Here is a 23451-nt window from a genome sequence, read left to right as displayed (position 1 = left end):
GGACGCGCGAAACCGCCCACGGGGAGGGGAGTCCGTGGGCGGTTCCCGGCTCGGAGTCACGTCGGGTCGTGGTGACGTACGGTGCGGCGGTGCCGTCGTGCGGGCTCCCGGCTCCCTCACGGGGCCGGACCGCACACGACGGATCGTCCGGGTTTCCCGGTGTGTTCCGGTCCGGCAGCCGGACGAGGACCCGGGGGTTACGGCTGACCGGGGCGGTCCTGGCCCCGGTCCCGGCCCTGGTCCCGCTTCATGCCGAGCCGCTCCTCGGCCTGCCGCTGCCCGGTGTCGATCTGGTCCTCGTACTTGCCGCCGGTCCTCTCGTTGATCTTCTTCTCCGCGGCGTCGGAGGCCTTCTTCGCCTTGTCCTGTGCCGCGCGGCTGCTCTTGAACTTGTCGAAGATGCCCATCCAGAACTCCTTCCCGGGTGACTCAGCACCGACCATACGCGGAACGCGTGCCGAATGCCCCTTTTGTGAGGGTGTGGTCTGTACCTCTCGCTGGCTACCGTGGAGACAGTGAGATCCCGGCCGTTCGGGGACGGGTGCAAGGTACGGAAAAAGGGGGCACCGTGAGGCGGTACTCGACGACGTTCTCCGCGGGCGAGACACGGGGCGGAGCGGGACGTGCGGGAGCGGCCGGCGGGCGGGTGCGCCGCGGCGGCGCACCCGGAACCCTGCGCCGTACCGGCCCCGCGGCCGCCACGCTGGCCGCCGCGCTGCTCCTCGCCGGCTGTGAAGCCCTGGAGGAGAGCGGTTCTCCCACCGAGGACGGCGGCGCGGCACAGGTGTCGGACGGACGGGCGGTCAGCCCGCTGGACAACCCGGACGGCACCGACCCGGGCCTCGCCCCGCTGACCGGGGAGACGGACCGGGCCGGCGGACGCGGACTCATCGAGACGGTGAAGACCAAGGGGCGCGGACCGAGGACCGGATACGACCGCGACGAGTTCGGCTATGCCTGGAAGGACACGGCCGACGGCGTCCCCCTCGCGAGGAACGGATGCGACACACGGAACGACCTCCTCCAGCGCGACGGGCAGGAGTTGCGGTTCAGGTCCGGTTCCGACTGTGTGGTCGTGGCCATGACGCTGGCCGACCCGTACACCGCCAAGACCATCGAGTGGCGCAAGGCGAAGGCGGCCGAGGTCCAGATAGACCACGTGGTACCGCTCTCGTACAGCTGGCAGATGGGTTCCTCCCGCTGGTCCGTGGCCAAACGGGAGCAGTTGGCGAACGACCCCCTCAACCTCATCCCGGTCGACGGCGGCGCCAACTCCTCCAAGAGCGACTCCGGGCCCGCGGCCTGGCTGCCGCCCAGTAAACCGATCCGGTGCGCGTACGCGGTCCGCTTCGCCCAGGTCGCTGTCAAGTACGAGATGCCGGTGACCACCGCCGACAAGGAGATGATGCTGCGGCAGTGCGGCGGCTGACCATCACCTCGTGCGGCCCCCGCGCCCTCCGCGCGGGGGAGTGCGGGGCCGCCGGGACGACAACGGTTCGGTACACACCGGGACCGGTTGTCCCCCTCGGCCTATACGCTCGGACTCCCCACCGCGTTCTGCTCCGCGCAGACTCGCGGACCCGCACCACTCGTCCCATCGGCCACACCGGTCCAGGAGCAGTCATGTACGGCCACGGCGCGGCGCCGCCCCACCGCAGCACGGCAACGGTCATCACCCTGCGCGTGCTGATCGCCGCCGCCGGCTTCCTGTCGTGCGGACTGTTGTCCTCCGTGCCGCTGTTCCGGGTCGCGGTCCTGCGCGGGCGCTTCCTCGACTGGCTGCTGGCCTGGGTGAGTCTGCCGCTGTCCCTCTTCTTCCTGATGGTGATCGGTTCGCTGCCGGAGACGGACACCCGGACCGATGTCGCCCTCTTCTGTCTCCTGTGCCTGGGCGCCGGCGCCGCCGCGTACTACCTGACCGTGGACATCCGCCACCACCGCCTGCTGTATCGGCACGGGGTGCACGGCCCGCAGTCGCCCTACGCCACGACGATGCACGCGCCGGGCGGCGCCCCCCTTCCGTACGGCTACCCGCAGTCCGCGTCGCCGTACGTGCAGACGGTCGTACCGCAGCCCGTGGTGCAGCCGCCTCCGACGCCCGTGCCGCACCACGACACACCGGCCTCCTCCGTACCCCCGGCGCAGCCGCCGCAGCACCCCGGGCCGGCCCGTATCGACCAGGTGCGCGCCGAACTCGACGAGCTCAGCGACTACCTGCGCAGAAGTGACGGCGGCCAGGGCCACGGCGACGACCGGGGTGACAGGTGGGCGTGACGGCTAAACGTGTCGTCGCCGGCCGCTACGAACTGTCCACGCTCATCGGGCAGGGCGGCATGGGGCAGGTCTGGACGGCCTACGACAAGCGGCTGGACCGGCGGGTCGCGGTGAAACTCCTGCGCCCGGACAAGATGGCCGGCCAGGAGGCCGACGAACTGCGCCGCCGTTTCGTGCGCGAGTGCCGGGTGACGGCCCAGGTCGACCATCCGGGCCTGGTCACCGTGCACGACGCGGGCAGCGAGGACGGTGACCTGTTCCTCGTCATGCAGTACGTCGACGGCGCCGACCTCGGCGACCACCTCGCCGAGTACTCCCCGTACCCGTGGCAGTGGGCCGTGTCGGTGGCCGCGCAACTGTGTGCCGCGTTGAGCGCGGTGCACGCCGTGCCGATCGTCCACCGCGACCTCAAGCCGCGCAATGTGATGGTGAAGCAGGACGGCACGGTCACCGTGCTCGACCTGGGCGTCGCCTCCGTCATCGACAGTGACACCACGCGCCTGACGCACACCGGTTCGCCCATCGGCTCGCCCGCCTACATGGCCCCCGAACAGGCGATGGGGGGCGCGGTCGGCCCGTACACGGACCTGTACGCGCTCGGTGTGCTGCTGCACGAACTGCTCAGCGGCGACGTGCCCTTCGCGGGCTCGACGGCGCTCGGTGTGCTGCACCGGCACCTCTACGAGGCGCCGGTGCCGGTGCGCCAGGTCCGCCCGGAGGTCCCCGAGGCACTGGAGGCGCTGGTGCTGCGGCTGCTCGCCAAGGACCCGCAGCACCGCCCCGCCTCCGCCCAGGAGGTCTACGAGCACCTGACGCTGCTGCTGCCGTCGCGGGGTACGCCCACCGGGGCGCCCCTCGACCCCACCCGTCCCTTCCTGCGCCCGCATGCCCCCTGGCCCGACCGCGCGCGTACCCCCGCGCCCCAGCCCACTCCCGTCACACCGCCCGCGCCCGTCGCGGAGAAGGCCGACGTCGCCGCCGCCGTGGACGAGGTCAAGCGGCTGCTCGGGGAGGGCCGCATCACCCAGGCCGTGGACATCCTCGGCGGCATCCTGCCCGCCGCCGCCGAACAGCACGGCGAGCACTCCCCGGTCGTCCGCACCCTGCGCAAGCAGTACGCGGCCACGCTCCTGGACGACGGCCAGTACCGGCGCGCACTGCCCGAACTGCGCCGCCTCGCCGACGAACGCGCCACCGAGGCGGGCCATGCCGACCCGCAGTCCCTGCGCCACCGCTACGAGGCCGCCCAGTGCCTGGAGCAGCTCGGCCAGCCGACGGCGGCGCTCTCCGAATACCGTGCGCTGCTGCCGTACTACGAGAACCAGTACGTGGCCGCGGGCGACCCGCAGCTCGCCCATGACGTCCGCCGCCGCATCGGCCACCTCCTGCTCGCCCTCGGCGACCGCCCCGCGGCCCACGAGACCCTGGCCCGGCTGCTGCACGACGTGGAGCGCTCCCAGGGTCCCGGCCACCCGCTCGCCGGTGAGATCCGCCGGACCCTGCAGTGGCTGGGACAGGTGCGCGGATAGCGGGGCGGGATCCCTCATTTCGGGGCTCGGCCGGGCCGGTGGGCGCGCGGCGGTGCCGGAAGTCCCGGTGAATCGTTGGTCGAATGGGTTGGCCAGAGCCCGGCCGCTGCCTACCATCGATCATCGCAGGACTTTGTGCACCGCCGCACAAGCTTCCCCAGGAGGTTTCCTTGCACCGCCGTCGTCGCACCGCGCTCCTCCTCACCGCCGCCCTCACGGCAGCGGCCCCCCTGCTCACCGCCTGCGGGAACGACGCGCATCCCGGCGCGGCGGCCGTCGTGGGCGGCCAGCGGATCACGGTGTCGCAGCTGGAGAACCGGGTCAACGAGATCCGCGCGGCCCAGCAGGACGCGGTGCCGGACGAGGCCCAGTACGAGCAGGCCATCGCCCGCACCGGCGGTCTCACCCGCGACACCCTGCACAGCATGGTCCTGGACCGGGTGCTGGAGCGTGCCGCGAGCGACGCCGGTGTGAGGGTCACCCCCAAGGAGATCCAGGGGATGCGGTCCGGTCTGGAGGAGCAGGCCGGCGGGGCCGAGGCCCTGGAATCGGCCTGGCTGCAGCAGTACGGCATCCCGCCGGAGCGGCTCGACGACAACCTCCGCCTTCAGCTCCAGGCCCAGAAGCTTGCCCAGGGGCTCGGCACCGACACCAGCAGGCCCGAGTTCTGGCAGGCGCTGTCCGAGGCGAGCAAGAAGCTCGACGTCGACCTCAACCCGCGCTACGGCACCTGGGACGACGAGAAGAGCAGCCGCGTCGACGCCGGGACCCCGTGGGTACGCGAGGTCACGGGGGCAGCCGGAGCCCAGCCGGTCGCCTGACGGGCCGGGCGGTCGTCTGACGAATCAGCAGGGCGGTTGTCTGACGAGTCAGCCGGTCGCTTGACTAGTCGGGCGGTTGTCTGACGAGTCGGGCGTACTTTCACACCGGGACGGATCTCCTGTGGACAACTTTCTGGGGCCGGCGGCGCCGTGGGTTAGTTTCGGATCGTGAACGCAATCAGCCCCGCGGCCCCCTCCGCGGCTCCGACCGGCCGCATCGTCCTGCTCACCACCAGCCACCGCGTCGCGCCCGGCCTGCTGTCCTGGCCCGCCTGGCAGATCCTGCACGCGGCCGACAAGGTGCTGTGCGCGGACGGCGCCCACCCGCAGCTGCCGTATCTGCGCGAGGCGGGCATACCGGTCGAGGAGGCGTCCCCGGCCGCCGAGGACCTGGTGGGCGCCTGCGCCGGCGGGCGGACGGTGGTGGTCGTGGCGACCGGCGAGGGCGAGCCCGCCCTGACCGACGGCCTGGCCCGCCTCGCCGGCTCCGGCCGTGTCCCGATGCCGGAGCTGGAACTGCTCCCCGCCTCCTACGATCTGCCGGGCGCCCGCCTGCTCGACCTCGTCCAGGTCATGGACCGCATCCGTGCCGAGTGCCCCTGGTCCTCCCGGCAGACCCACAAGGGCCTGGCGAAGTACGGCATCGAGGAGGCGTACGAACTCGTCGAGGCGATCGAGGAGGGCGACCGGGACGAACTGCGCGAGGAACTGGGTGACGTCCTCCTCCAGGTCGTCTTCCACGCCCGGATCGCCGAGGAGCACCCCGAGGATCCCTTCTCCGTCGACGACGTGGCCGGCGGCATCGTCGCCAAGCTCGTCCACCGCCACCCGCACGTCTTCGGCGACGAGACGGCGACCACCCCCGAGGAGGTCAAGGCGCACTGGCTGCGCACCAAGGCGGTCGAGAAGCGGCGCACCTCGGTCACCGAGGGCATCCCGCTGGGCCAGCCGGGACTGGCCCTCGCCGCCAAACTCGCCTCCCGCGTCCGCACGGCCGGGCTGGATGTCCCCCTGCCCCGGGCGGAGGGCATCGGCTACGAACTGCTCGGCCTCGCGGTGCGGGCCGAGGCGGAGGGCGCCGACCCGGAGGCGGCGCTGCGCGCGGCCGCCCGGACCTACCGGGACGCGATACGGGCCGCGGAGGGCGTGGGGGAATAGATGTCCCTGCCCGTGTGCCACCGGGTGCCTGTCGTGAGGAGCGGGGCGCATCTCCCCGTCTGCCGCCGGATACGGTCGAGCGGTGAACGACCAGCCCCAGCCCCAGTTTCAGTCCCAGCCCGAGAACGGCGCCCCCGAACTCTTCACCTGGGAGTTCGCGAGCGACCCCTACCCCGCGTACGCCTGGCTGAGGGAGCACGCGCCCGTGCACCGGACGCGGCTGCCCAGCGGGGTGGAGGCCTGGCTGGTGACCCGTTACGCCGACGCCAAGCAGACCCTCGCCGACCCCCGCCTCTCCAAGAACCCGGCGCACCACGACGGGCCCGCCCACGCCAAGGGGAAGACCGGCATCCCCGGTGAGCGCAAGGCCGAGCTGATGACGCATCTGCTCAACATCGACCCGCCGGACCACACCCGGCTGCGCAAACTGGTCAGCAAGGCGTTCACACCGCGCCGCGTCGCCGAGTTCGAGTCCCGGGTGCAGGAGCTCACCGACGGCCTCATCGACCGGTTCGCGGAGCGCGGCTCCGCCGACCTCATCCACGAGTTCGCGTTCCCGCTCCCCATCTACGCCATCTGCGACCTGCTCGGCGTCCCCCGGGAGGACCAGGACGACTTCCGGGACTGGGCGGGCATGATGATCCGGCATCAGGGCGGGCCCCGGGGCGGGGTCGCCCGGTCGGTGAAGAAGATGCGCGGCTACCTGGCCGACCTGATCCACCGCAAGCGCGAGGCCCTGCCCGCCGAGCCCGCCCCCGGCGAGGACCTCATCTCCGGCTTGATCCGCGCCTCCGACCACGGTGAGCACCTCACCGAGAACGAGGCCGCCGCCATGGCGTTCATCCTGCTGTTCGCGGGCTTCGAGACCACCGTCAACCTCATCGGCAACGGCACCTACGCACTGCTCACCCACCCCGACCAGCGCGAGCGCCTGCAGACGTCCCTCGCCGCCGGAGAACGCGAACTGCTGGAGACCGGAGTGGAGGAACTCCTGCGCTACGACGGGCCCGTGGAGCTGGCCACCTGGCGGTTCGCCGCCGAGGCACTCACCCTCGGCGGGCAGCACATCTCGGCCGGCGACCCGGTCCTCGTCGTCCTGGCCGCCGCGGACCGGGACCCGGAGCGGTTCACCGACCCCGACACGCTCGACCTCGCACGGCGCGACAACCAGCATCTGGGATACGGCCACGGCATCCACTACTGCCTCGGCGCTCCCCTGGCCCGCCTGGAGGGCCAGACCGCGCTCGCCACGCTGCTGACCCGTCTGCCGGACCTCGAACTCGCGGCGGACCCGGCCGAACTGCGCTGGCGCGGCGGTCTCATCATGCGCGGACTGCGCACACTGCCGGTGCGATTCACCGCGCCGCCGACGTGATGTCGCCTACAGAGCGCCGTGCTCGGCACGCATTCCGAAATGCCCCGGATGGCCGCCGAGTCCGCTCCGGGCCGGCCTCCGAATGCCTTTCGCCCTCGCGCAAGTGACCGTCAGGTCCGTTGTGGACACGGTCCGTCGAACCCCGGCAGGACCAGCGTAAAGATGACACACACTCACCTCTGTGATCTTTATGTGATCTGCGCGGCATGAACTTGTGACAAGCGTTCGACTGCCGATACGTTCACCCATCAAGCACGGCGTCTCGTTCTTGCGGCACCACAGCTCGAACCGTCGTGCGAGCAACCGTTGTCTGCGAAAGGTCTCCGCATGCTCTCCGGGAACGGTCGTCACCGTCGCCCCCGCCAGGCTCCGGCTCTTCTCGTCGCAGCCGGAGTGACCGGCTCGGCCATCGCGATCCCCCTCCTCGGCGCCGGCGCGGCCAGCGCGGCCGACGGCCCGACCTGGGACAAGGTCGCCGAGTGCGAGTCCGGTGGCTCCTGGAGCCAGAACTCCGGCAACGGTTACTACGGCGGCCTGCAGTTGGCCCAGGAGGACTGGGAGAAGTACGGCGGCCTCGACTACGCGACCAGCGCCGACCAGGCCAGCCGCGGCCAGCAGATAGCGGTGGCCGAGAAGATCCTCGCCGACCAGGGTGTCGACGCGTGGAGGGCCTGCGGGCTGCTGGGGGGCCTGGGTCAGGACTCGCCCGTGCTCGACGTCGGCACCGGTACGCAGGACGACTCGTCGGACAAGTACGGTCCCGAAGGGTCCGACACTCCGTCGCCGTCCCAGTCCTCCGACTCCTCGTCGGACGCGAAGGACACCGCGGACGGCAAGGAGAAGGGGGAGGGCGCGGACGGATCGGCCGAACCCGACGCTTCTTCTTCCGCCTCCGCCTCCTCGTCTCCCTCGGCCTCGGGCAAGGGTAAGGAATCGGGCAAGTCGGGACAAAAGGGCGGCGCTTCGGGATCGGCCGACGGCGAGAGTTCCGGCAGCGGCCGTCACCGCGGCGCCAGCGCCGAGGAGGAGGCGCGTAAGGACCGTGAGGCCGGATCCTCCGGCCGGCACGCCTCGCGTGGCGGCCTCGGTTTCTCACGCGGTCTTGACGGCTCGTCCCCGTCGAGCGGCTCCGGCGCGAACTCCGGGAGCGACTCCTCGGCCGCCTCCGACTTCCTCGCCTTCGACGGAGAGGGCGAGGTCGTGGGCGCGGCCGTCCCGAACCTCATCCTTCCCAGTCAGGCGCTCGGGTTCGGGTCCTGATCGGGCAACGGCTGACATTCGGTCGGCAGTCGGGCGCGGGAGTCTCTCCCGACCGGGCGGCGGGCGGCGGGCGTGCGCCGGTCGCGCGGTGACGGGGCGGCAGGTGGGTCGGCGCGCGAAAAAGCGCGCCGGCAAAGCCAGTTGAGGGTCACGTTTCGCGATGAATGTCCGGTTTAAAGGCGATGAGAGATAGGTCTCAGAAGCCCTGATCGTCTTTGATAATCTGCCGATCCCGTGTCTACGGTCGTGACCGCTCGCCATCGCGGGCCCCGGCCGCCACCACGCCGAATCCTGCCAGTGGCGGTACGGGAACAGCCGTCGCGTCATGCGCCGTAGGCAGGAGCGGGGGACCCAAGGTAGGCGCCGGATCCGGTGGAGAAAGCCGGATGCGGCTTGGGGTGAAGTCGCGTCCCGGGAGGGACGCGGCCGGGCAACTCAACCGGCCCGAACCCGACAGCTCACCTCGTAGGCGTCGGTGAGGGGATCCAACCATGCTGTTTTCCGGCAAGGGCAAGCACCGTCGTCCGTCCAAGGCCACCCGTGTCATCGCCATCGCCGGCGTCACCGGTGCCGCCGTCGCCGCCCCGCTGATGGCGGCCGGCAATGCTTCCGCCGCAACCGCCTCCGAGTGGAACTCGGTCGCCCAGTGCGAGTCCGGCGGCAACTGGTCGATCAACACCGGCAACGGTTACTACGGCGGTCTGCAGTTCTCCGCCTCCACCTGGGCCGGCTACGGCGGCACGACGTACGCCGGCACCGCCGACCAGGCCAGCAAGGCCCAGCAGATCGAGATCGCCGAGAAGGTCCTCGCGGGCCAGGGCAAGGGTGCCTGGCCGGTCTGCGGCAAGGGCCTGTCCAACGCCGCCCACGGCGGTGGCGGTTCCGCCGAGGGCTCGGGCAACCAGGGCTCGGGCAACCAGAGCTCCGGCGGCCAGAACAGCGGCTCCTCGCAGGAGGCCCCGAAGCAGGAGGCTCCGAAGCGGGAGTCCCAGGAGCGGAGCACCGAGGCCGCTCCCGAGCGTTCCGCCGAGCAGAAGGCCTCCCGCTCCGACGAGCGTCCGGCCGCCAAGAAGACCGTCACCACCCCGACCGGCGAGAAGGTCGAGAAGGGCGACGGCGAGTACAAGGTCGCCAAGGGCGACACCCTCAGCTCGATCGCCTCGGAGCACGACGTCAAGGGCGGCTGGGACAAGCTGTTCAAGCTGAACGACGACATCGTCGAGGACGCCGACCTCATCTACCCGGGTCAGCAGCTGCACCTGAAGTAAGGCGCGGCCGCACGTCCGGCTCCTCCCCCACGGGGTCCTTGCCCCGCTCCGGCGCGTATCCCCCATACGCGCCGGAGCGGGGCTTCTCCGTGTTCGAGGCCGGATCCGGTCCGTACGCGGTGCCGGACCCGGCCTCCCGTCTCCCGGCCTCCCGCCCGTCTCCCGGCCTCCCGCTCCCGCCCCCGTTTCCCGGCCTCCCGCCCCCGTCTCGCGGTTTTCCGTCTCCCGGTTTTCCGATACCGCCTTTGTTCCGTTCGGAAACAATTTACTCTCGGTTCTGTCCGCGAAGCGGCCGACCGGATGGCCGATCGCTCCGAGCCGGATAGGCTCGGGTCCGCAGGGCCCCGTGGCCCCGCTGAACCACGTCACATCCATGAAGGAGATGCTCGTGCCGTCCATCGACGTCGTCGTAGCCCGGGAAATCCTGGACTCCCGAGGCAACCCCACGGTCGAGGTCGAGGTCGGCCTCGACGACGGCAGCACGGGTCGTGCCGCCGTCCCGTCCGGCGCCTCCACCGGCGCCTTCGAGGCCATCGAACTCCGCGACGGCGACCCCGACCGTTACCACGGCAAGGGCGTCGAGAAGGCCGTCCTGGCCGTCATCGAGCAGATCGGCCCGGAGCTCGTCGGCTACGACGCCACCGAGCAGCGCCTGATCGACCAGGCGATGTTCGACCTGGACGCCACCGACAACAAGGGCTCCCTCGGCGCCAACGCCATCCTCGGCGTCTCCCTGGCCGTCGCCCACGCCGCCTCCGAGGCCAGCGACCTGCCCCTCTTCCGCTACCTGGGCGGCCCCAACGCGCACCTGCTGCCGGTGCCGATGATGAACATCCTCAACGGCGGTTCGCACGCGGACTCCAATGTGGACATCCAGGAGTTCATGATCGCCCCGATCGGCGCGGAGTCCTTCTCCGAGGCCCTGCGCTGGGGCACCGAGGTCTACCACACGCTGAAGAAGGTCCTGAAGAGCAAGGGCCTGGCCACCGGCCTCGGCGACGAGGGCGGCTTCGCCCCGAACCTCGGCTCCAACCGCGAGGCCCTCGACCTCATCCTCGAGGCCGTCAAGGAAGCCGGTTACACCCCGGGCGAGCAGATCGCCCTCGCGCTCGACGTCGCCGCCTCCGAGTTCTACAAGGACGGCGTGTACGTCTTCGAGGGCAAGGAGCGCTCCGCCGCCGAGATGACGGAGTACTACGCCGAGCTGGTCGAGGCGTACCCGCTGGTCTCCATCGAGGACCCGCTGTTCGAGGACGACTGGGACGGCTGGAAGGCCCTCACCGACAAGCTCGGTGACAAGGTCCAGATCGTCGGCGACGACCTGTTCGTCACCAACCCGGAGCGCCTGGCCCGCGGCATCGAGGAGGACGCGGCCAACGCCCTGCTGGTCAAGGTCAACCAGATCGGTTCGCTGACCGAGACCCTGGACGCCGTCGAGCTGGCCCAGCGCAACGGCTTCAAGTGCATGATGTCGCACCGTTCCGGTGAGACCGAGGACGTCACCATCGCCGACCTGGCCGTCGCCACCAACTGCGGCCAGATCAAGACCGGCGCCCCGGCCCGCTCCGAGCGCGTCGCCAAGTACAACCAGCTGCTGCGCATCGAGGAGATCCTCGACGACGCCGCGGTGTACGCGGGCCGCAGCGCCTTCCCGCGGTTCCGCAACGCCTGACGACGCGGCTCTGCCAGTCGTCCGTACGTCCCCGGACGCGGTCCCGTACCGTGTCCGGGGACGTACGCGCGTATGACAGGGGAACGGGAGGCGGAGACATGGCCGTGAAGGACCGGGACCGGTTCTCCACCGCGACCAGGATCCGGCTGATCGGCGAGCAGACCGCCGCCCGGGTCTACCGCTCGCAGACCAAACGCCAGGCTCGCCGCTCCCGGCTGACCGGCCGGGCCGCGCTGCTCGCCCTGGTGGTCTGCTCGCTGATCGTGGCCCTCGCCTATCCCATGCGGCAGTACGTGTCCCAGCGCGCCGACATCGCCGACCTCCAGCAGGAGAAGGACGAGACCCGCCGCCGGGTCGAGCAACTGCGCGACATGAAGGCGCGCTGGCAGGACGACGCCTACGCCGAGCAGCAGGCCCGCGCACGGCTGCACTACGTCATGCCCGGCGAGACCGGCTACATCGTGATCGACCCGGGCGCGGCCGAGCAGCCGCGCGCCGACCGCGGATCGGCAGGCCGCCCCTGGTACGTGAACGTCTGGGACGGCGTCGACAAGTCCGACGCGGCCGAGCGGTGAGCCCGGGGCCGTAGCCTTGGTGCCCTGCGGTTCACCGGAACCCGCGGGGCCGGCCCGCACGGCCCCGCACCATGGCAACGGTCCCGCAGCACGACGGCAACGGCCCCCGTCCGTGCGGAGAACCGCGCAGAGGCCGCGCAGGCAACCGCTGAGAACCGCAGAAAGACAGATATGGATACCCCCCCGCCCACGACCCCGCGCACCGAACCGACCGACGCGGACGTCGAGGCGTTCAAGCAGCAGCTCGGCCGGCCCCCGCGCGGGCTGCGCGCCATCGCGCACCGTTGCCCCTGCGGGCAGCCGGACGTCGTCGAGACCGCGCCGAAGCTGCCCGACGGCACCCCCTTCCCGACGCTGTACTACCTCACCTGCCCCCGGGCCGCCTCGGCGATCGGGACGCTGGAGGCGAACGGCGTGATGAAGGAGATGACGGAGCGGCTGGCGACGGACCCGGAGCTGGCGGTCGCGTACCGCGCGGCGCACGAGGACTACATCCGGCGCCGCGACGAGATCGAGGAGCTGAAGAACTTCCCGAGCGCCGGCGGGATGCCGGACCGGGTGAAGTGCCTGCACGTCCTGGTCGCCCACTCGCTGGCCGCCGGCCCCGGGGTCAACCCGCTGGGCGACGAGGCGCTCGCGATGCTGCCGGAGTGGTGGAGCAAGGGAGCCTGTGTGACGGTCACGCCGCCCGCGGGCGAGGGGTGGCAGGCGGACGCCTCGGACGACGGCCACTTCGCCGTCAAGCCGATCGAGGGAGACGGCCGGTGACCCGGGTCGCCGCCATCGACTGCGGTACCAACTCCATCCGGCTCCTGGTGGCCGACGCCGATCCGGTGACCGGTGAACTGACCGACCTGGACCGGCGCATGACGATCGTGCGGCTCGGTCAGGACGTCGACCGCACGGGCCGGCTCGCCCCCGAAGCGCTGGAGCGGACGTTCGCCGCCTGCCGCGCGTACGCGGAGGCCATCAAGGAGCACGGCGCGCAACGCCTGCGCTTCGTCGCCACCTCCGCCTCCCGCGACGCCGAGAACCGGGACGAGTTCGTGCGCGGGGTGCTGGACATCCTCGGCGTGGAGCCCGAGGTCATCACCGGCGACCAGGAGGCCGAGTTCTCCTTCACCGGCGCCACCAAGGAACTGACGGGCCGTGCGGACCTGCACCGCCCGTTCCTGGTCGTGGACATCGGCGGCGGCTCCACCGAGTTCGTCGTCGGCGACGACCGCGTACGGGCCGCCCGGTCCGTCGACGTGGGCTGCGTACGGATGACCGAGCGGCACCTGGTGGCGGACGGGGCGGTGGTGGACCCGCCGACCGAGGAACGGATCGCGGCGATGCGGGCCGACATCGAGGCCGCCCTCGACCGGGCCGAGCGGACGGTCCCGCTGCGCGAGGCCCGCACCCTGGTCGGCCTGGCCGGTTCGGTCACGACGGTGTCGGCGATCGCGCAGGACCTGCCCGCGTACGACTCGGCGGCCATCCACCACTCCCGGGTCACCCTGGAACGCGTCCGCGAGATCACCGGCCGGCTTCTCCACGCCACCCACGCCGAACGCGCGGAGATCCCCTCCATGCACCCGGGCCGGGTCGACGTCATCGGAGCGGGCGCCCTGGTCCTCCTCGCCGTCATGGAACGCACCGGAGCACAGGAGGTCGTCGTCAGCGAACACGACATCCTGGACGGCATCGCCTGGTCCGTCGCCAGCGACGAGTAGTGCTCTGCTGAGCAGCGCGAACGTGCTTTGAGCGGTGATCGCAAGGGCCTGTCGGGCCCTTTCTCGGGCCGCCGGCGGAAAAGTTCGTGAAGTTCTTCACAAGGAAATTGCCCCGGTAGGTCGAAGAACTGGGTCCGGTTGACCCTTTCGGGCCCCCTGGGCTGCTTTGAACGTGTTCAGAAGGTGTGGACGGGTGGTGTCCGGGAGGTCGCCGCAGAGGCCCTGTGTGGGGTCTCGCGGCGCCGTCGGAATCGAAGAGAGGCAGCTCACGCGGCATTGACAACGGCTCGCGTGCGGCCCTGGTTCCCGGTGCCCGACATGGACTTGATCACAAAAGCCCGGAAGTGTAACACAACCACTGTCCGAGCTTGTGAAGGGGCGCACGAGCTCACCTCCCGGGGCAGGGGGATACTCGATGGCATGAGCACCACGGAGCGTCCCAGGATCCTCGTAGTAGGCGGTGGGTACGTAGGCCTGTACGCAGCTCGGCGCATCCAGAAGAAGATGCGTTACGGCGAGGCGACCGTCACCGTCGTCGACCCGCGGTCGTACATGACCTACCAGCCCTTCCTGCCCGAAGCCGCCGCCGGCAACATCTCCCCGCGGCACGTCGTCGTCCCCCTGCGACGCGTGCTCCCCAAGGCGGAGGTCCTCACCGGCCGGGTCACCACCATCGACCAGGACCGCAAGGTCGCCACGGTCGCGCCGCTCGTCGGCGAGGCCTACGAGCTGCCCTTCGACTACCTGATCATCGCGATGGGCGCGGTCTCCCGCACCTTCCCGATCCCCGGCCTCGCCGAGCAGGGCATCGGCATGAAGGGCATCGAGGAGGCCATCGGCCTGCGCAACCACGTCCTCGAACAGCTCGACAAGGCCGACTCCACCACGGACGAGGAGATCCGCCGCAAGGCGCTCACCTTCGTCTTCGTCGGTGGCGGCTTCGCGGGCGCGGAGACCATCGGCGAGGTCGAGGACATGGCCCGGGACGCGGCCAAGTACTACAAGAACGTGTCCCGTGAGGACATGCGCTTCATCCTCGTCGACGCCGCCGACAAGATCCTCCCCGAGGTGGGTCCCAAGCTCGGCGCGTACGGCAAGGAGCACCTCGAGGGCCGCGGTGTCGAGGTCTACCTCTCCACTTCCATGGACTCCTGCGTCGACGGCCACGTCGTGCTGAAGAACGGCCTCGAGGTCGACTCCCACACCATCGTGTGGACGGCCGGCGTCAAGCCGAACCCGGCGCTGGCCCGCTTCGGCCTGCCGCTGGGCCCGCGCGGCCACGTGGACACCCGGCCGACCCTCCAGGTCACCGGCACCGACTACATCTGGGCCGCGGGCGACAACGCCCAGGTACCGGACCTCGTGGGCCGCAAGGCCGGCAACGAGAACGCCTGGTGCCCGCCGAACGCCCAGCACGCGCTGCGCCAGGCCAAGGTCCTCGGCGACAACGTGATCTCCGGCATGCGGGGCTTCCCGCAGAAGGACTACAGCCACGCCAACAAGGGCGCCGTGGCGGGCCTCGGCCTGCACAAGGGCGTGGCGATGATCGTCATGGGCAAGATGAAGATCAAGCTCAAGGGCCGGCTCGCCTGGTACATGCACCGTGGCTACCACGGTATGGCCATGCCCACGTGGAACCGCAAGATCCGCGTCTTCGCCGACTGGACGCTCGCCGTGTTCCTCAAGCGCGAGGTCGTCTCGCTGGGCGCGATCCAGTCCCCGCGCGACGAGTTCTACGAGGCCGCGAAGCCGGCGCCGCTGCCCGCGGCCGCCAAGAAGGAACCGGCCGAGAAGGCCAAGGCATCCTGACGTCAGGCCGATCGACCGCTGGTCGCCCGACCCGCCGCCGCCCCTCCCCGGGGCCCGCGTACGGCCGGGCGGCCTCCGGTCCGCCCGACTCTCCGGTCGCCTGACTCTCCGGTCCGCCCGACTCTCCGGTCCGCCTGACCCGCCTGCTCCGAACGGCGGGCTCCAGGCCATCGGCCAGGCCGTCCTCGGCTCCCGAAAGGGCCGCCCGCCATCCGTGGTGCGGGTGGCCTTTTCGGCGTTTTGCCCCGTCATGACGCGCGCCGGGACTGCCGCGTGCCCCGCAGGTGTTTACGTGGTGACGACATTCCGGGATTTGGCCTTCCCACGCTCTCGACGTCGCTCGAGCGGGGGACGCCCCTATCGGAGGTGTACACCATGAGAGACGCCGCTTCGCGGCTGAAGGGCCTTGTCGAGCAGTTGCTGGGCGCACCGCTCCCGCTGCGCGTCCGCGCCTGGGACGGCTCGCAGGCCGGTCCGCCGGACGCCCCGGCCCTTGTCGTACGCAACCGCCGTGCCGTGCGCCACCTGCTGTGGAAACCGGGCGAACTCGGCCTCGCCCGCGCCTGGGTGTCCGGCGACCTGGGGGTCGAGGGCGACCTGTACACCGTCCTCGAATTCCTCTCCGGTCCCGTCTGGCAGCGCGGCGAGGACGCCCCCACCCTCGCCCGGTCCCTGCGTGACCCCGGTGTCCGTGCGGCCGTCCGCGGCCTCGTCGCGCTGGCCGGCCCGCCGCTGCCGCCCGGTCCGCCCCAGGAGGAGATCCGCAGGCCCCACCGCGGCCTCCACACCAAGCGCAGCGACAAGAGGGCCATCAGCCACCACTACGACGTCGGCAACGACTTCTACGAGATCGTCCTCGGCCCGTCCATGGTGTACTCCTGCGCCTACTGGCCCGCCCCGTCCGCGCGGGCCACCCTCGAGCAGGCCCAGCACGACAAGCTCGAACTCGTCTGCCGCAAGCTCGCGCTGACGTCCGGTCAGCGGCTGCTCGACGTCGGCTGCGGCTGGGGCTCCATGGCGATCCACGCCGCCCGTGAGTACGGCGTGAGCGTCGTCGGCGTCACGCTCTCCCAGGAGCAGGCCGCGTACGCCCGTAAGCGCGTCGCCGACGAGGGGCTCACCGACCGTGTCGAGATCCGGGTACAGGACTACCGTGACGTCACGGACGGCCCCTACGACGCGATCTCCTCGATCGGCATGGCCGAACACGTCGGCTCTCCGCGCTATCTGGAGTACGCCATCGCCCTGCACCGTCTCCTGGGGCCCGGCGGGCGGCTGCTGAACCACCAGATCGCACGCCGCCCGCATCGGGACGAGGCGGAGTACGGACTGAACCCGTTCATCGACGCCTACGTCTTCCCCGACGGCGAACTCGCTCCCGTGGGCACCACCGTGTCCCTGCTGGAGCGGGCCGGCTTCGAGACGCGCGACGTCGAGTCGATCCGCGAGCACTACGCCCTCACCCTGCGCCGCTGGGTGGCGAACCTGGAGGCCGACTGGGACCGGGCCGCCACGCTCGCCGGGCCGGGCCGGGCCCGCGTCTGGCGCCTGTACATGGCCGCCTCCGCGCTCGCCTTCGAACGCAACCGCATCGGCGTCAACCAGGTCCTGGCCGTGAAGACCCCCGAATCCGGCACCTCCGGCCTGCCCCTGCGCGCCCGCACCTGGAACTGACGGTCGCCCCTGCCCCCGAAGGGCGACGGGCATGAGGACGGGCACGACGACGGGCCCTGTTCCGACGGCCGGACCCGGTCGTCGGAACAGGGCCCGCGCCCCACTCCCGTACTGCTCCACCCCTGGCCGTCGTCCGGCCGTCGCCTGACCACGGCCGGCTGCGACCCGCTGCGACCGGCTATTCCGCCTTGATCGCCTCGAGCATGTTCAGCCGTGCCGCCCGCCGGGCCGGCCACAGAGCCGCGAGCACACCCACGACGCCGGCCAGCAGCAGGAAGACCGCCATCCGGCCCCAGGGCAGGATCAGTTCGTACGTCGCCATCCTCGAGCCCACCAGCTGCCCGGCCGCCCAGCCGAAGAACACGCCCAGGCCGATGCCGAGCACCCCGCCGAACAGGGAGATCACCAGGGACTCCAGGCGGACCATCCGCTTGATGCCCTTGCGGTCCAGGCCGATCGCGCGGAGCATGCCGATCTCCTGGGACCGCTCGAACACCGACATGGCCAGGGTGTTGACGACTCCGAGGACGGCGACGAGCACGGCCATCGCCAGCAGCCCGTAGAGCATGTTCAGCACCAGGGTGAATATGGACGCCAGTTCGTTGGAGATGTCCTTCTTGTCCTGCACCTTGATGGCGGGGTTGGTGCCGAGGGCCTCCACCAGCCCGTCCTTCGCCGCGTCGGAGGCACCGCCGGAGGTCTTCACCATGACCTGCATGTCGATCGGGTCCGACTGGTGCGGGGCGAGGGTCGCGGTGTCGAGCATGATGCCGCGGAACATCTCGTTGCCCTCATAGACCCCGGCGACCGTCAGTTCCTGCTTCTTGCCGTCCTCGTAGGTGAGGGTGAAGTCCGAACCGGCCTTCCAGCCGTAGTCCTCGGCCGTCTCGTGGTCGACGACGATCCGTGTGCCGGACACCTCGAAGGCGCCGTCGCGGACCGGGAAGTCGGTCAGCTCGCCGATCGAGGAGCCGTCGACGCCGGTCAGGAACTCCGTCTGCCCGTCGATGCGGGCGGGCGCGTTGCGCAGCGGGCTGCTGGCGGTGACGTCGTCGGACTGCTTCAGGGTCCGCGCGACGTCCGGCGACAGCCAGTTGCCGTTCGCCATCGACACCACGTAGTCGGCCTTGATCGCGGAGGTGGCCATCTTGTCGATGGCGTTCTGCAGGCTGCCCGCCACCACCGTCATACCGGTGATCAGGGTGAGCCCGATCATCAGCGCGGACGCGGTCGCGGCGGTACGGCGCGGGTTGCGCACCGCGTTCTGCCGGGCCAGCTTCCCGGACATCCCGAAGACGCGCAGCACCGGCGCCGCGACGGCGATCAGCGGGCGGGACAGCAGCGGGGTCAGGATGAACACGCCGATGATCAGCAGGACCGCACCGATGCCCATGGGGGCCTGGCCGTCCGTGCCGCTCATCGTCGTGGCCACGAGGACCACCGCGATACCGGCGCCCGAGAAGAGCGCGCCCAGCGTGTTGCGCAGGACGAGCGACTTGGTGGTCGCCTTGGCATGCACGGAGTTCATCGCCGCCACCGGCGGGATCTTCGCGGCCCGGCGGCCGGGCAGCCACGCGGCGAGCATGGTGATCAGGATGCCGACCGCGAACGCGGCGGCGACGGTGCCCGGCGTGACCACCAGCGGGCCGGCGGGGACGGTCGCCTCGAACGTCCCCATCAGGGCACGCAGCCCGGCCCCGATGGCGATACCGGTGAGCAGCCCGACCACGGCGGCGACCGCGCCCACCACGAACGCCTCGATCAGCACCGACCGGGTGACCTGCCGGCGGGAGGCGCCGACCGCGCGCATCAGCGCCAGCTCCCGGGTGCGCTGGGCGACCAGCATGGTGAAGGTGTTGGCGATGATGAACGTACCGACGAACAGCGCGATGCCGGCGAACACCAGCAGGCCCTGCTTCAGCCCGCTCATCGAGGAGGCGATCATGCTCGCCTGGTCGTCGGCGAGCTGCGTGCCGGTGGTGGTCTCCACGGCGCCGGCGGGCAGGGCCTTGTCCAGCTCCGCCTTCAGCGCGGCCTCGGAGACGCCGTCCTTCGCCTTGACGGCGATCTCGTCGAACGTGCCCTCCTTGCCGAACAGCTTCTGCGCGGTCACCGTGTCGAACAGCGCGAGGCTGCCGCCGGCCGCGACGTTGCCGTCGTCGGTGGTGAAGATGCCGGTGACGACCGGCTCGAGGACGGGGCCGTCGACCGACATCCGTACGGTGTCGCCGACCTTGTATCCGGCGCGTTCCGCGGTCCTGGAGTCGATGAGGATCTCGTCCGGGCCCTTCGGCGCGTGCCCTTCGGTCAGCGGGTAGCGGGGGTCGTCGGTGCCCCAGTAGTTGCCGCCTTGCGACCCGAAGCCTTCGCCGATCAGCTTCCCGTCCGCGTCGGCCATGGCGGTGAACCCGATGACGACGCCGATGGCCTGTGCGGCGCCGGGAGCCCGGGCGCTGTCCTCGACCATGGCCGAGGTCAGTTCGTGGGGCTCGCCGACCTGGTCTCCCTCGGACTCCTTCCACTGGGCGGTGACGGCGACGTCGACGTGGTCGAAGCCCTTGGCGGAGCTCTTCTGCAGGGCGCCGGAGATGGTGTTGGTGAAGACCAGGGTCCCCGACACGAAGGCCACGCCGAGCATCACGGCGAGCACGGTCATCAGGAGCCGGGCCTTGTGCGCGAACACATTGCGCAAGGCGGTACGGAACATGGGTGCTTTCTCGAGTCCAGTCGTACGGGCGGGGGGTGGGGCGTCAGCAGGAGTGAGGTCGCGTCACCAGAAGAGTCGAGGGACGGTTTTGTGCTGACGGCAACTCGGCCGGTGGCAGCGCGGCAGGCGACGGCTCAGCTGGTGCGGCCCTTGGCGTCGAACTGCTTCATGCGGTCGAGCACCGAGTCGGCCGTCGGCCCGTGCAGTTCGTCCACGATCCTGCCGTCCGCGAGGAACACCACCCGGTCCGCGTAGGCCGCGGCGACCGGGTCGTGGGTCACCATGACCACCGTCTGCCCCAGATCGCGTACGGAGTTGCGCAGGAAGCCGAGCACCTCGGCGCCGGAACGGGAGTCGAGGTTGCCGGTGGGCTCGTCACCGAAGATGATCTCGGGCCTGGAGGCCAGCGCCCGCGCGACGGCGACCCGCTGCTGCTGGCCGCCGGACAGCTGGGACGGCCGGTGGCTCAACCGGTCGGACAGTCCGACCATCTGGATCACGGTGTCGAGCCACTGCTTGTCCGGCTTGCGCCCCGCGATGTCCATCGGGAGGGTGATGTTCTCCAGGGCGGTCAGGGTCGGCAGCAGGTTGAACGCCTGGAAGATGAAGCCGATCTTGTCCCGGCGCAGCCTGGTGAGCTGCTTGTCCTTGAGGGAGCCCAGCTCGGTGTCACCGATACGCACGGAACCGGCCGAGAAGGTGTCGAGGCCGGCCACGCAATGCATCAGCGTGGACTTGCCGGAGCCGGAGGGGCCCATGATCGCGGTGAGCTCGGCCTGCCGGAAGTCCACGGAGACCTGGTCCAGGGCGACCACCTGGGTCTCGCCCTGGCCGTAGATCTTCGACAGCTCCGTGGCACGTGCGGCCACGGTGGTGGTCCGGTCGGCGATGGGGGCGGTGGTCACGGGATGGGTGCTCCTGACGGTACGGCGTTTCATGGCAACGGGACGATCTCCATCGTTCCGCCCGGCGGCGGCCGTGTAGTCACCCCCAGCTCCGGTTCCGGAGGGCGACTCGGGGTGGACCCCGGGGTCCGCCGTCATACCTGCGGATGACGGCGGACCCGGAGGGAGGGGTGTCCTCGGGCCCGGAGCGAGGGGGTTCCCTCGGGCCGGGAGGGAGGGGGCGCCCTCGGGCCGGGAGGGAGGATCCGGGGCCGAGCCGGGGGACGCCTTCGGGCCGAGCGGAGCCCACTGAACATCCGAAATCGCAAGAACGGGTGGGGCGCCCTTGTTCGGACGGTGAAATCCCGTCATTCCGCATGCGCTGCGGGTCCCCGCACGGAGGGCTGTTGGCATGTGCTGATGGCGATTCCCCTGGCCTGATACACCCTCAGGCGCCAATAAAATCAGACAACATCGGCCCACCGCCGCGCAGTTCGGGTGAGCGGTCCCGATAGGCTCGGGGGGCCCGACGCGGAGCCCATGGCCTGCCCGGATGGTGGAATGCAGACACGGCGAGCTTAAACCTCGCTGCCCCTGCTGGGGGCGTGCCGGTTCGAGTCCGGCTCCGGGCACCCTCTTTGGCGCACCCCCTGTTCCGGCGGTTGCCTCCGCCCCCAGGACGAGAAGGCGTTCACGCCCGGTGGCGTCGGCCCGTGCCGGGTGAGGCGGCCGGACGGCGGGAACCCCTTGTGCCCGTATCGCTTCACCGAGCAGGCGGCCAAGGGGGGTTCTGCCGTGAGGCACGTGCGCCTGTGGACGTCCTGCCTGCGGGTCAGCCCTGCGGGTACCGCCCGCGGAGGCGGGGGTTGTTGGCCTCCCGGCCATGACTGACTACGTGCGGGTCTCGACCGCTACGCCCGCCCGTGAGAACGCCGTCGGCCTGGCCCAGGGGGCGGTCAAGGCACGGCTCGCCGCGGGGGCGCAGATCATCGGCCCCGTCACGTCGGTGTTCTGGCACCTCGGGGAGTTCGGCGAGGGTGAGGAGTGGCGGCTTCTCCTCACGACGACGCGCGAGCGGTATCCGGGGTTGGAGCGGTATCTCCTCGACGCGCACCCGTGGGACAACCCGGAGGTGATCGCCACGCCGATCACTGGGGCGGCCCGCTGCCTGGAGTGGATCAAAGGCAACGTTCGCCCCGACGAGGCTCAGGCGCAGATGTGCTCCAGCCCTTCCCGGACGGCCGGGACGTTCTCGTGAGGGAGCCGGTGAAGCCGGTCCGGGTGCGCGGACTTCCCCCGATTCGCCGTATCGCGTCCTTCGATTTCACCGGCCTGGCCATCGACACCGACGGCGGACTGTGGGGCTGGGGATCCGCGCTGGTGCTGGGCGACCACGGAAAGGGCCGGAGCGGCGCGGCGCCCGTGCGGATTCCGGTACCGGGACCGGTCCTCGACGTCTCCGGCCGGCATGTGATCGTCGAGGAGGGCGGCGAGGAAGGCGCCGGGCGAGGCGCCGGCGAGGACGCCGTCGGGAGCGAGGGCGGCTGGGGGTGATCTCCGGCCGGTTCCGGACAGGTCCCAGGTAGGTCATGGTCCGGTCCCCCGCGGTGAGGGGAATCGCATGGCCGCGTAGCGTGTTGTGCAGCACGACGAGGGAAAGATCCTTCTCAGGCAGGGGGGTCATTCCTTTGCCTACCTATTACTCTTGAGCCCAAGGCCGCGTTGTGTGGCCATGGAGGAGTGAAATGAGGAGCAGAAACCCGGTCTTCTCGCGACGGGGGTTCAGCCGCGACAACGGCTACGCGGGCTTCAGCACCGCGCCGCAGGCCGGGGGTCCCGCTGTCGCCACGCAGGGCAACCCGTACGCGCAGCCCACCGGCAACCCGTACGCGCAGAACCCCTACGCGCAGAAGCCGTACGGCCAGCAGGACGTGCAGCACGGCGCGCCGCCGCAGGCGCCCGCCGCTGCCGGCCGGATGACCATCGACGACGTCGTCATGCGCACGGGCACCACGCTCGGCGTACTCATCGTCTTCGCCGCGCTCGCCTGGGCCCTGCTGCCCGTGGACGACACCAACCTTCCCCAGTCCATCGGCATCGGCATCGGCGCCGCGCTGATCGCCATGGTCCTGGGGCTCGTGCAGTCCTTCAAGCGCAAGGCCGCGCCCGCGCTGATCCTGACGTACGCCGCGTTCGAGGGTGTGTTCCTCGGCGTCATCTCCAGTGTCGTCGACAACCGCATCGCCGATGGTGCGGCCATGCAGGCCGTGCTCGGCACCATGGCGGTCTTCGTCGGTGTGCTGGTGGCGTACAAGGCGGGCTGGATCCGCGTCAACCGCCGTTTCTACGGCTTCGTGATGGCGGCCGCGCTCGGCTTCATCATGCTGATGGCCGTGAACATGCTGTTCGCGGTGCTCGGCGGCGGTGACGGTCTCGGCTTCCGCAGCGGTCCGCTCGGCATCCTCTTCGGTGTCATCGGCATCATCCTCGGTGCCTGCTTCCTCGCCCTGGACTTCAAGCAGGTCGAGGACGGCCTCGCCTACGGTGCCCCGCGCGAGGAGGCCTGGCTCGCCGCCTTCGGCCTCACGCTGACGCTGGTCTGGCTCTACCTGGAGTTCCTGAGGCTCATCGCGATCTTCAGCAGCAGCGATTAGCGACCGGTCGGCGCGTCGGTGATCGACGCGTCCGATCCACGCGGACACACGCAAGGGCCCCGGGTTCACCCGGGGC

Annotated in this window: 20 protein-coding genes, 1 tRNA gene and 1 riboswitch; of the genes, 18 read left to right on the top strand and 3 right to left on the bottom strand. The window is 70.8% G+C overall.

Annotated elements, in window-relative coordinates; all coding sequences use genetic code 11:
* Positions 1-197 precede the first annotated feature (197 nt).
* The gene (locus V4Y04_RS14770) at positions 198-407 is read right to left on the bottom strand and encodes an antitoxin (protein WP_332428313.1); all 210 of its coding nucleotides are present in this window, start codon (positions 405-407) and stop codon (positions 198-200) included.
* A gap of 266 nt (positions 408-673) precedes the next feature.
* On the opposite strand from V4Y04_RS14770, the gene V4Y04_RS14765 reads away from it, so the two are divergent.
* The 14 genes from V4Y04_RS14765 (at position 674) to V4Y04_RS14700 (ending at position 17130) form a co-directional block, all read left to right on the top strand.
* A complete protein-coding gene (locus V4Y04_RS14765; RefSeq protein WP_332432848.1) occupies positions 674-1429 on the top strand; it encodes an HNH endonuclease family protein in 756 nt (251 codons plus the stop codon).
* 194 nt (positions 1430-1623) lie between these two features.
* Positions 1624-2274, top strand: a complete 651-nt coding sequence (locus V4Y04_RS14760; protein ID WP_332428311.1) for a hypothetical protein — start codon at positions 1624-1626, stop codon at positions 2272-2274.
* 32 nt (positions 2275-2306) lie between these two features.
* The gene (locus V4Y04_RS14755; RefSeq protein WP_332432847.1) at positions 2307-3803 is read left to right on the top strand and encodes a serine/threonine-protein kinase; all 1497 of its coding nucleotides are present in this window, start codon (positions 2307-2309) and stop codon (positions 3801-3803) included.
* A gap of 170 nt (positions 3804-3973) precedes the next feature.
* Positions 3974-4624, top strand: a complete 651-nt coding sequence (locus tag V4Y04_RS14750; protein ID WP_332428309.1) for a SurA N-terminal domain-containing protein — start codon at positions 3974-3976, stop codon at positions 4622-4624.
* A gap of 168 nt (positions 4625-4792) precedes the next feature.
* The gene (locus V4Y04_RS14745; RefSeq protein WP_332428307.1) at positions 4793-5782 is read left to right on the top strand and encodes a nucleoside triphosphate pyrophosphohydrolase; all 990 of its coding nucleotides are present in this window, start codon (positions 4793-4795) and stop codon (positions 5780-5782) included.
* Between the two features lie 82 nt (positions 5783-5864).
* Positions 5865-7157: a cytochrome P450 family protein gene (locus tag V4Y04_RS14740; RefSeq protein WP_332428305.1), complete on the top strand. Its 1293-nt coding sequence runs from the start codon at positions 5865-5867 to the stop codon at positions 7155-7157.
* Between the two features lie 327 nt (positions 7158-7484).
* Complete coding sequence (locus tag V4Y04_RS14735; RefSeq protein WP_332428304.1) at positions 7485-8417, top strand: transglycosylase family protein; 933 nt, start codon at positions 7485-7487, stop codon at positions 8415-8417.
* 318 nt (positions 8418-8735) lie between these two features.
* A riboswitch (cyclic di-AMP (ydaO/yuaA leader) is annotated at positions 8736-8904 on the top strand.
* 4 nt (positions 8905-8908) lie between these two features.
* The gene (locus V4Y04_RS14730) at positions 8909-9685 is read left to right on the top strand and encodes a transglycosylase family protein (RefSeq protein WP_332428303.1); all 777 of its coding nucleotides are present in this window, start codon (positions 8909-8911) and stop codon (positions 9683-9685) included.
* 388 nt (positions 9686-10073) lie between these two features.
* Positions 10074-11357: a phosphopyruvate hydratase gene (gene eno, locus V4Y04_RS14725; RefSeq protein WP_332428302.1), complete on the top strand. Its 1284-nt coding sequence runs from the start codon at positions 10074-10076 to the stop codon at positions 11355-11357.
* A gap of 98 nt (positions 11358-11455) precedes the next feature.
* A complete protein-coding gene (locus V4Y04_RS14720; protein ID WP_332428301.1) occupies positions 11456-11932 on the top strand; it encodes an FtsB family cell division protein in 477 nt (158 codons plus the stop codon).
* A 171-nt stretch (positions 11933-12103) separates the two neighbouring features.
* On the top strand, positions 12104-12700 hold the full coding sequence (locus V4Y04_RS14715; RefSeq protein WP_332428299.1) for a DUF501 domain-containing protein: 597 nt from the start codon (positions 12104-12106) through the stop codon (positions 12698-12700).
* Positions 12697-13647: a Ppx/GppA phosphatase family protein gene (locus tag V4Y04_RS14710; protein WP_332428298.1), complete on the top strand. Its 951-nt coding sequence runs from the start codon at positions 12697-12699 to the stop codon at positions 13645-13647. The genes V4Y04_RS14715 and V4Y04_RS14710 overlap by 4 nt, the downstream gene beginning before the upstream one ends.
* A 420-nt stretch (positions 13648-14067) precedes the next feature.
* Complete coding sequence (locus V4Y04_RS14705; RefSeq protein WP_332428297.1) at positions 14068-15456, top strand: NAD(P)/FAD-dependent oxidoreductase; 1389 nt, start codon at positions 14068-14070, stop codon at positions 15454-15456.
* Positions 15457-15831: 375 nt separating this feature from the next.
* Positions 15832-17130 carry a cyclopropane-fatty-acyl-phospholipid synthase family protein gene (locus V4Y04_RS14700; RefSeq protein WP_332428296.1) on the top strand — a complete coding sequence of 433 codons (1299 nt, stop codon included), beginning with the start codon at positions 15832-15834 and terminating at the stop codon, positions 17128-17130.
* A gap of 178 nt (positions 17131-17308) precedes the next feature.
* On the opposite strand, the gene V4Y04_RS14695 is transcribed toward V4Y04_RS14700, so the two are convergent.
* Both V4Y04_RS14695 and V4Y04_RS14690 read right to left on the bottom strand, forming a co-directional pair.
* Positions 17309-19837 carry an ABC transporter permease gene (locus V4Y04_RS14695; protein ID WP_332428295.1) on the bottom strand — a complete coding sequence of 843 codons (2529 nt, stop codon included), beginning with the start codon at positions 19835-19837 and terminating at the stop codon, positions 17309-17311.
* 134 nt (positions 19838-19971) lie between these two features.
* Positions 19972-20742 (bottom strand): ABC transporter ATP-binding protein, encoded by a 771-nt coding sequence (locus tag V4Y04_RS14690; protein WP_332428294.1) that lies wholly within the window; start codon positions 20740-20742, stop codon positions 19972-19974.
* Between the two features lie 526 nt (positions 20743-21268).
* Here V4Y04_RS14690 and V4Y04_RS14685 point away from each other — a divergent pair.
* From V4Y04_RS14685 to V4Y04_RS14670, 4 genes are all read left to right on the top strand, one after another.
* Positions 21269-21353, top strand: a tRNA-Leu gene (locus V4Y04_RS14685).
* 251 nt (positions 21354-21604) lie between these two features.
* Positions 21605-21979 (top strand): divalent-cation tolerance protein CutA, encoded by a 375-nt coding sequence (cutA, locus tag V4Y04_RS14680; RefSeq protein ID WP_332428292.1) that lies wholly within the window; start codon positions 21605-21607, stop codon positions 21977-21979.
* Complete coding sequence (locus V4Y04_RS14675) at positions 21976-22275, top strand: hypothetical protein (RefSeq protein ID WP_332428291.1); 300 nt, start codon at positions 21976-21978, stop codon at positions 22273-22275. Before cutA ends, V4Y04_RS14675 begins: the two co-directional genes overlap by 4 nt.
* Positions 22276-22466: 191 nt before the next feature.
* The gene (locus V4Y04_RS14670; RefSeq protein WP_332428289.1) at positions 22467-23375 is read left to right on the top strand and encodes a Bax inhibitor-1/YccA family protein; all 909 of its coding nucleotides are present in this window, start codon (positions 22467-22469) and stop codon (positions 23373-23375) included.
* The last annotated feature ends 76 nt before the right edge of the window (positions 23376-23451 follow it).

It is taken from the genome of Streptomyces sp. P9-A2, assembly GCF_036634175.1.
In the GTDB taxonomy this organism is placed as follows: Bacteria; Actinomycetota; Actinomycetes; order Streptomycetales; family Streptomycetaceae; genus Streptomyces; species Streptomyces pratens.
Note: the sequence above shows the minus strand (reverse complement) of the source record. Positions and strands in the feature narration are given on the sequence as shown.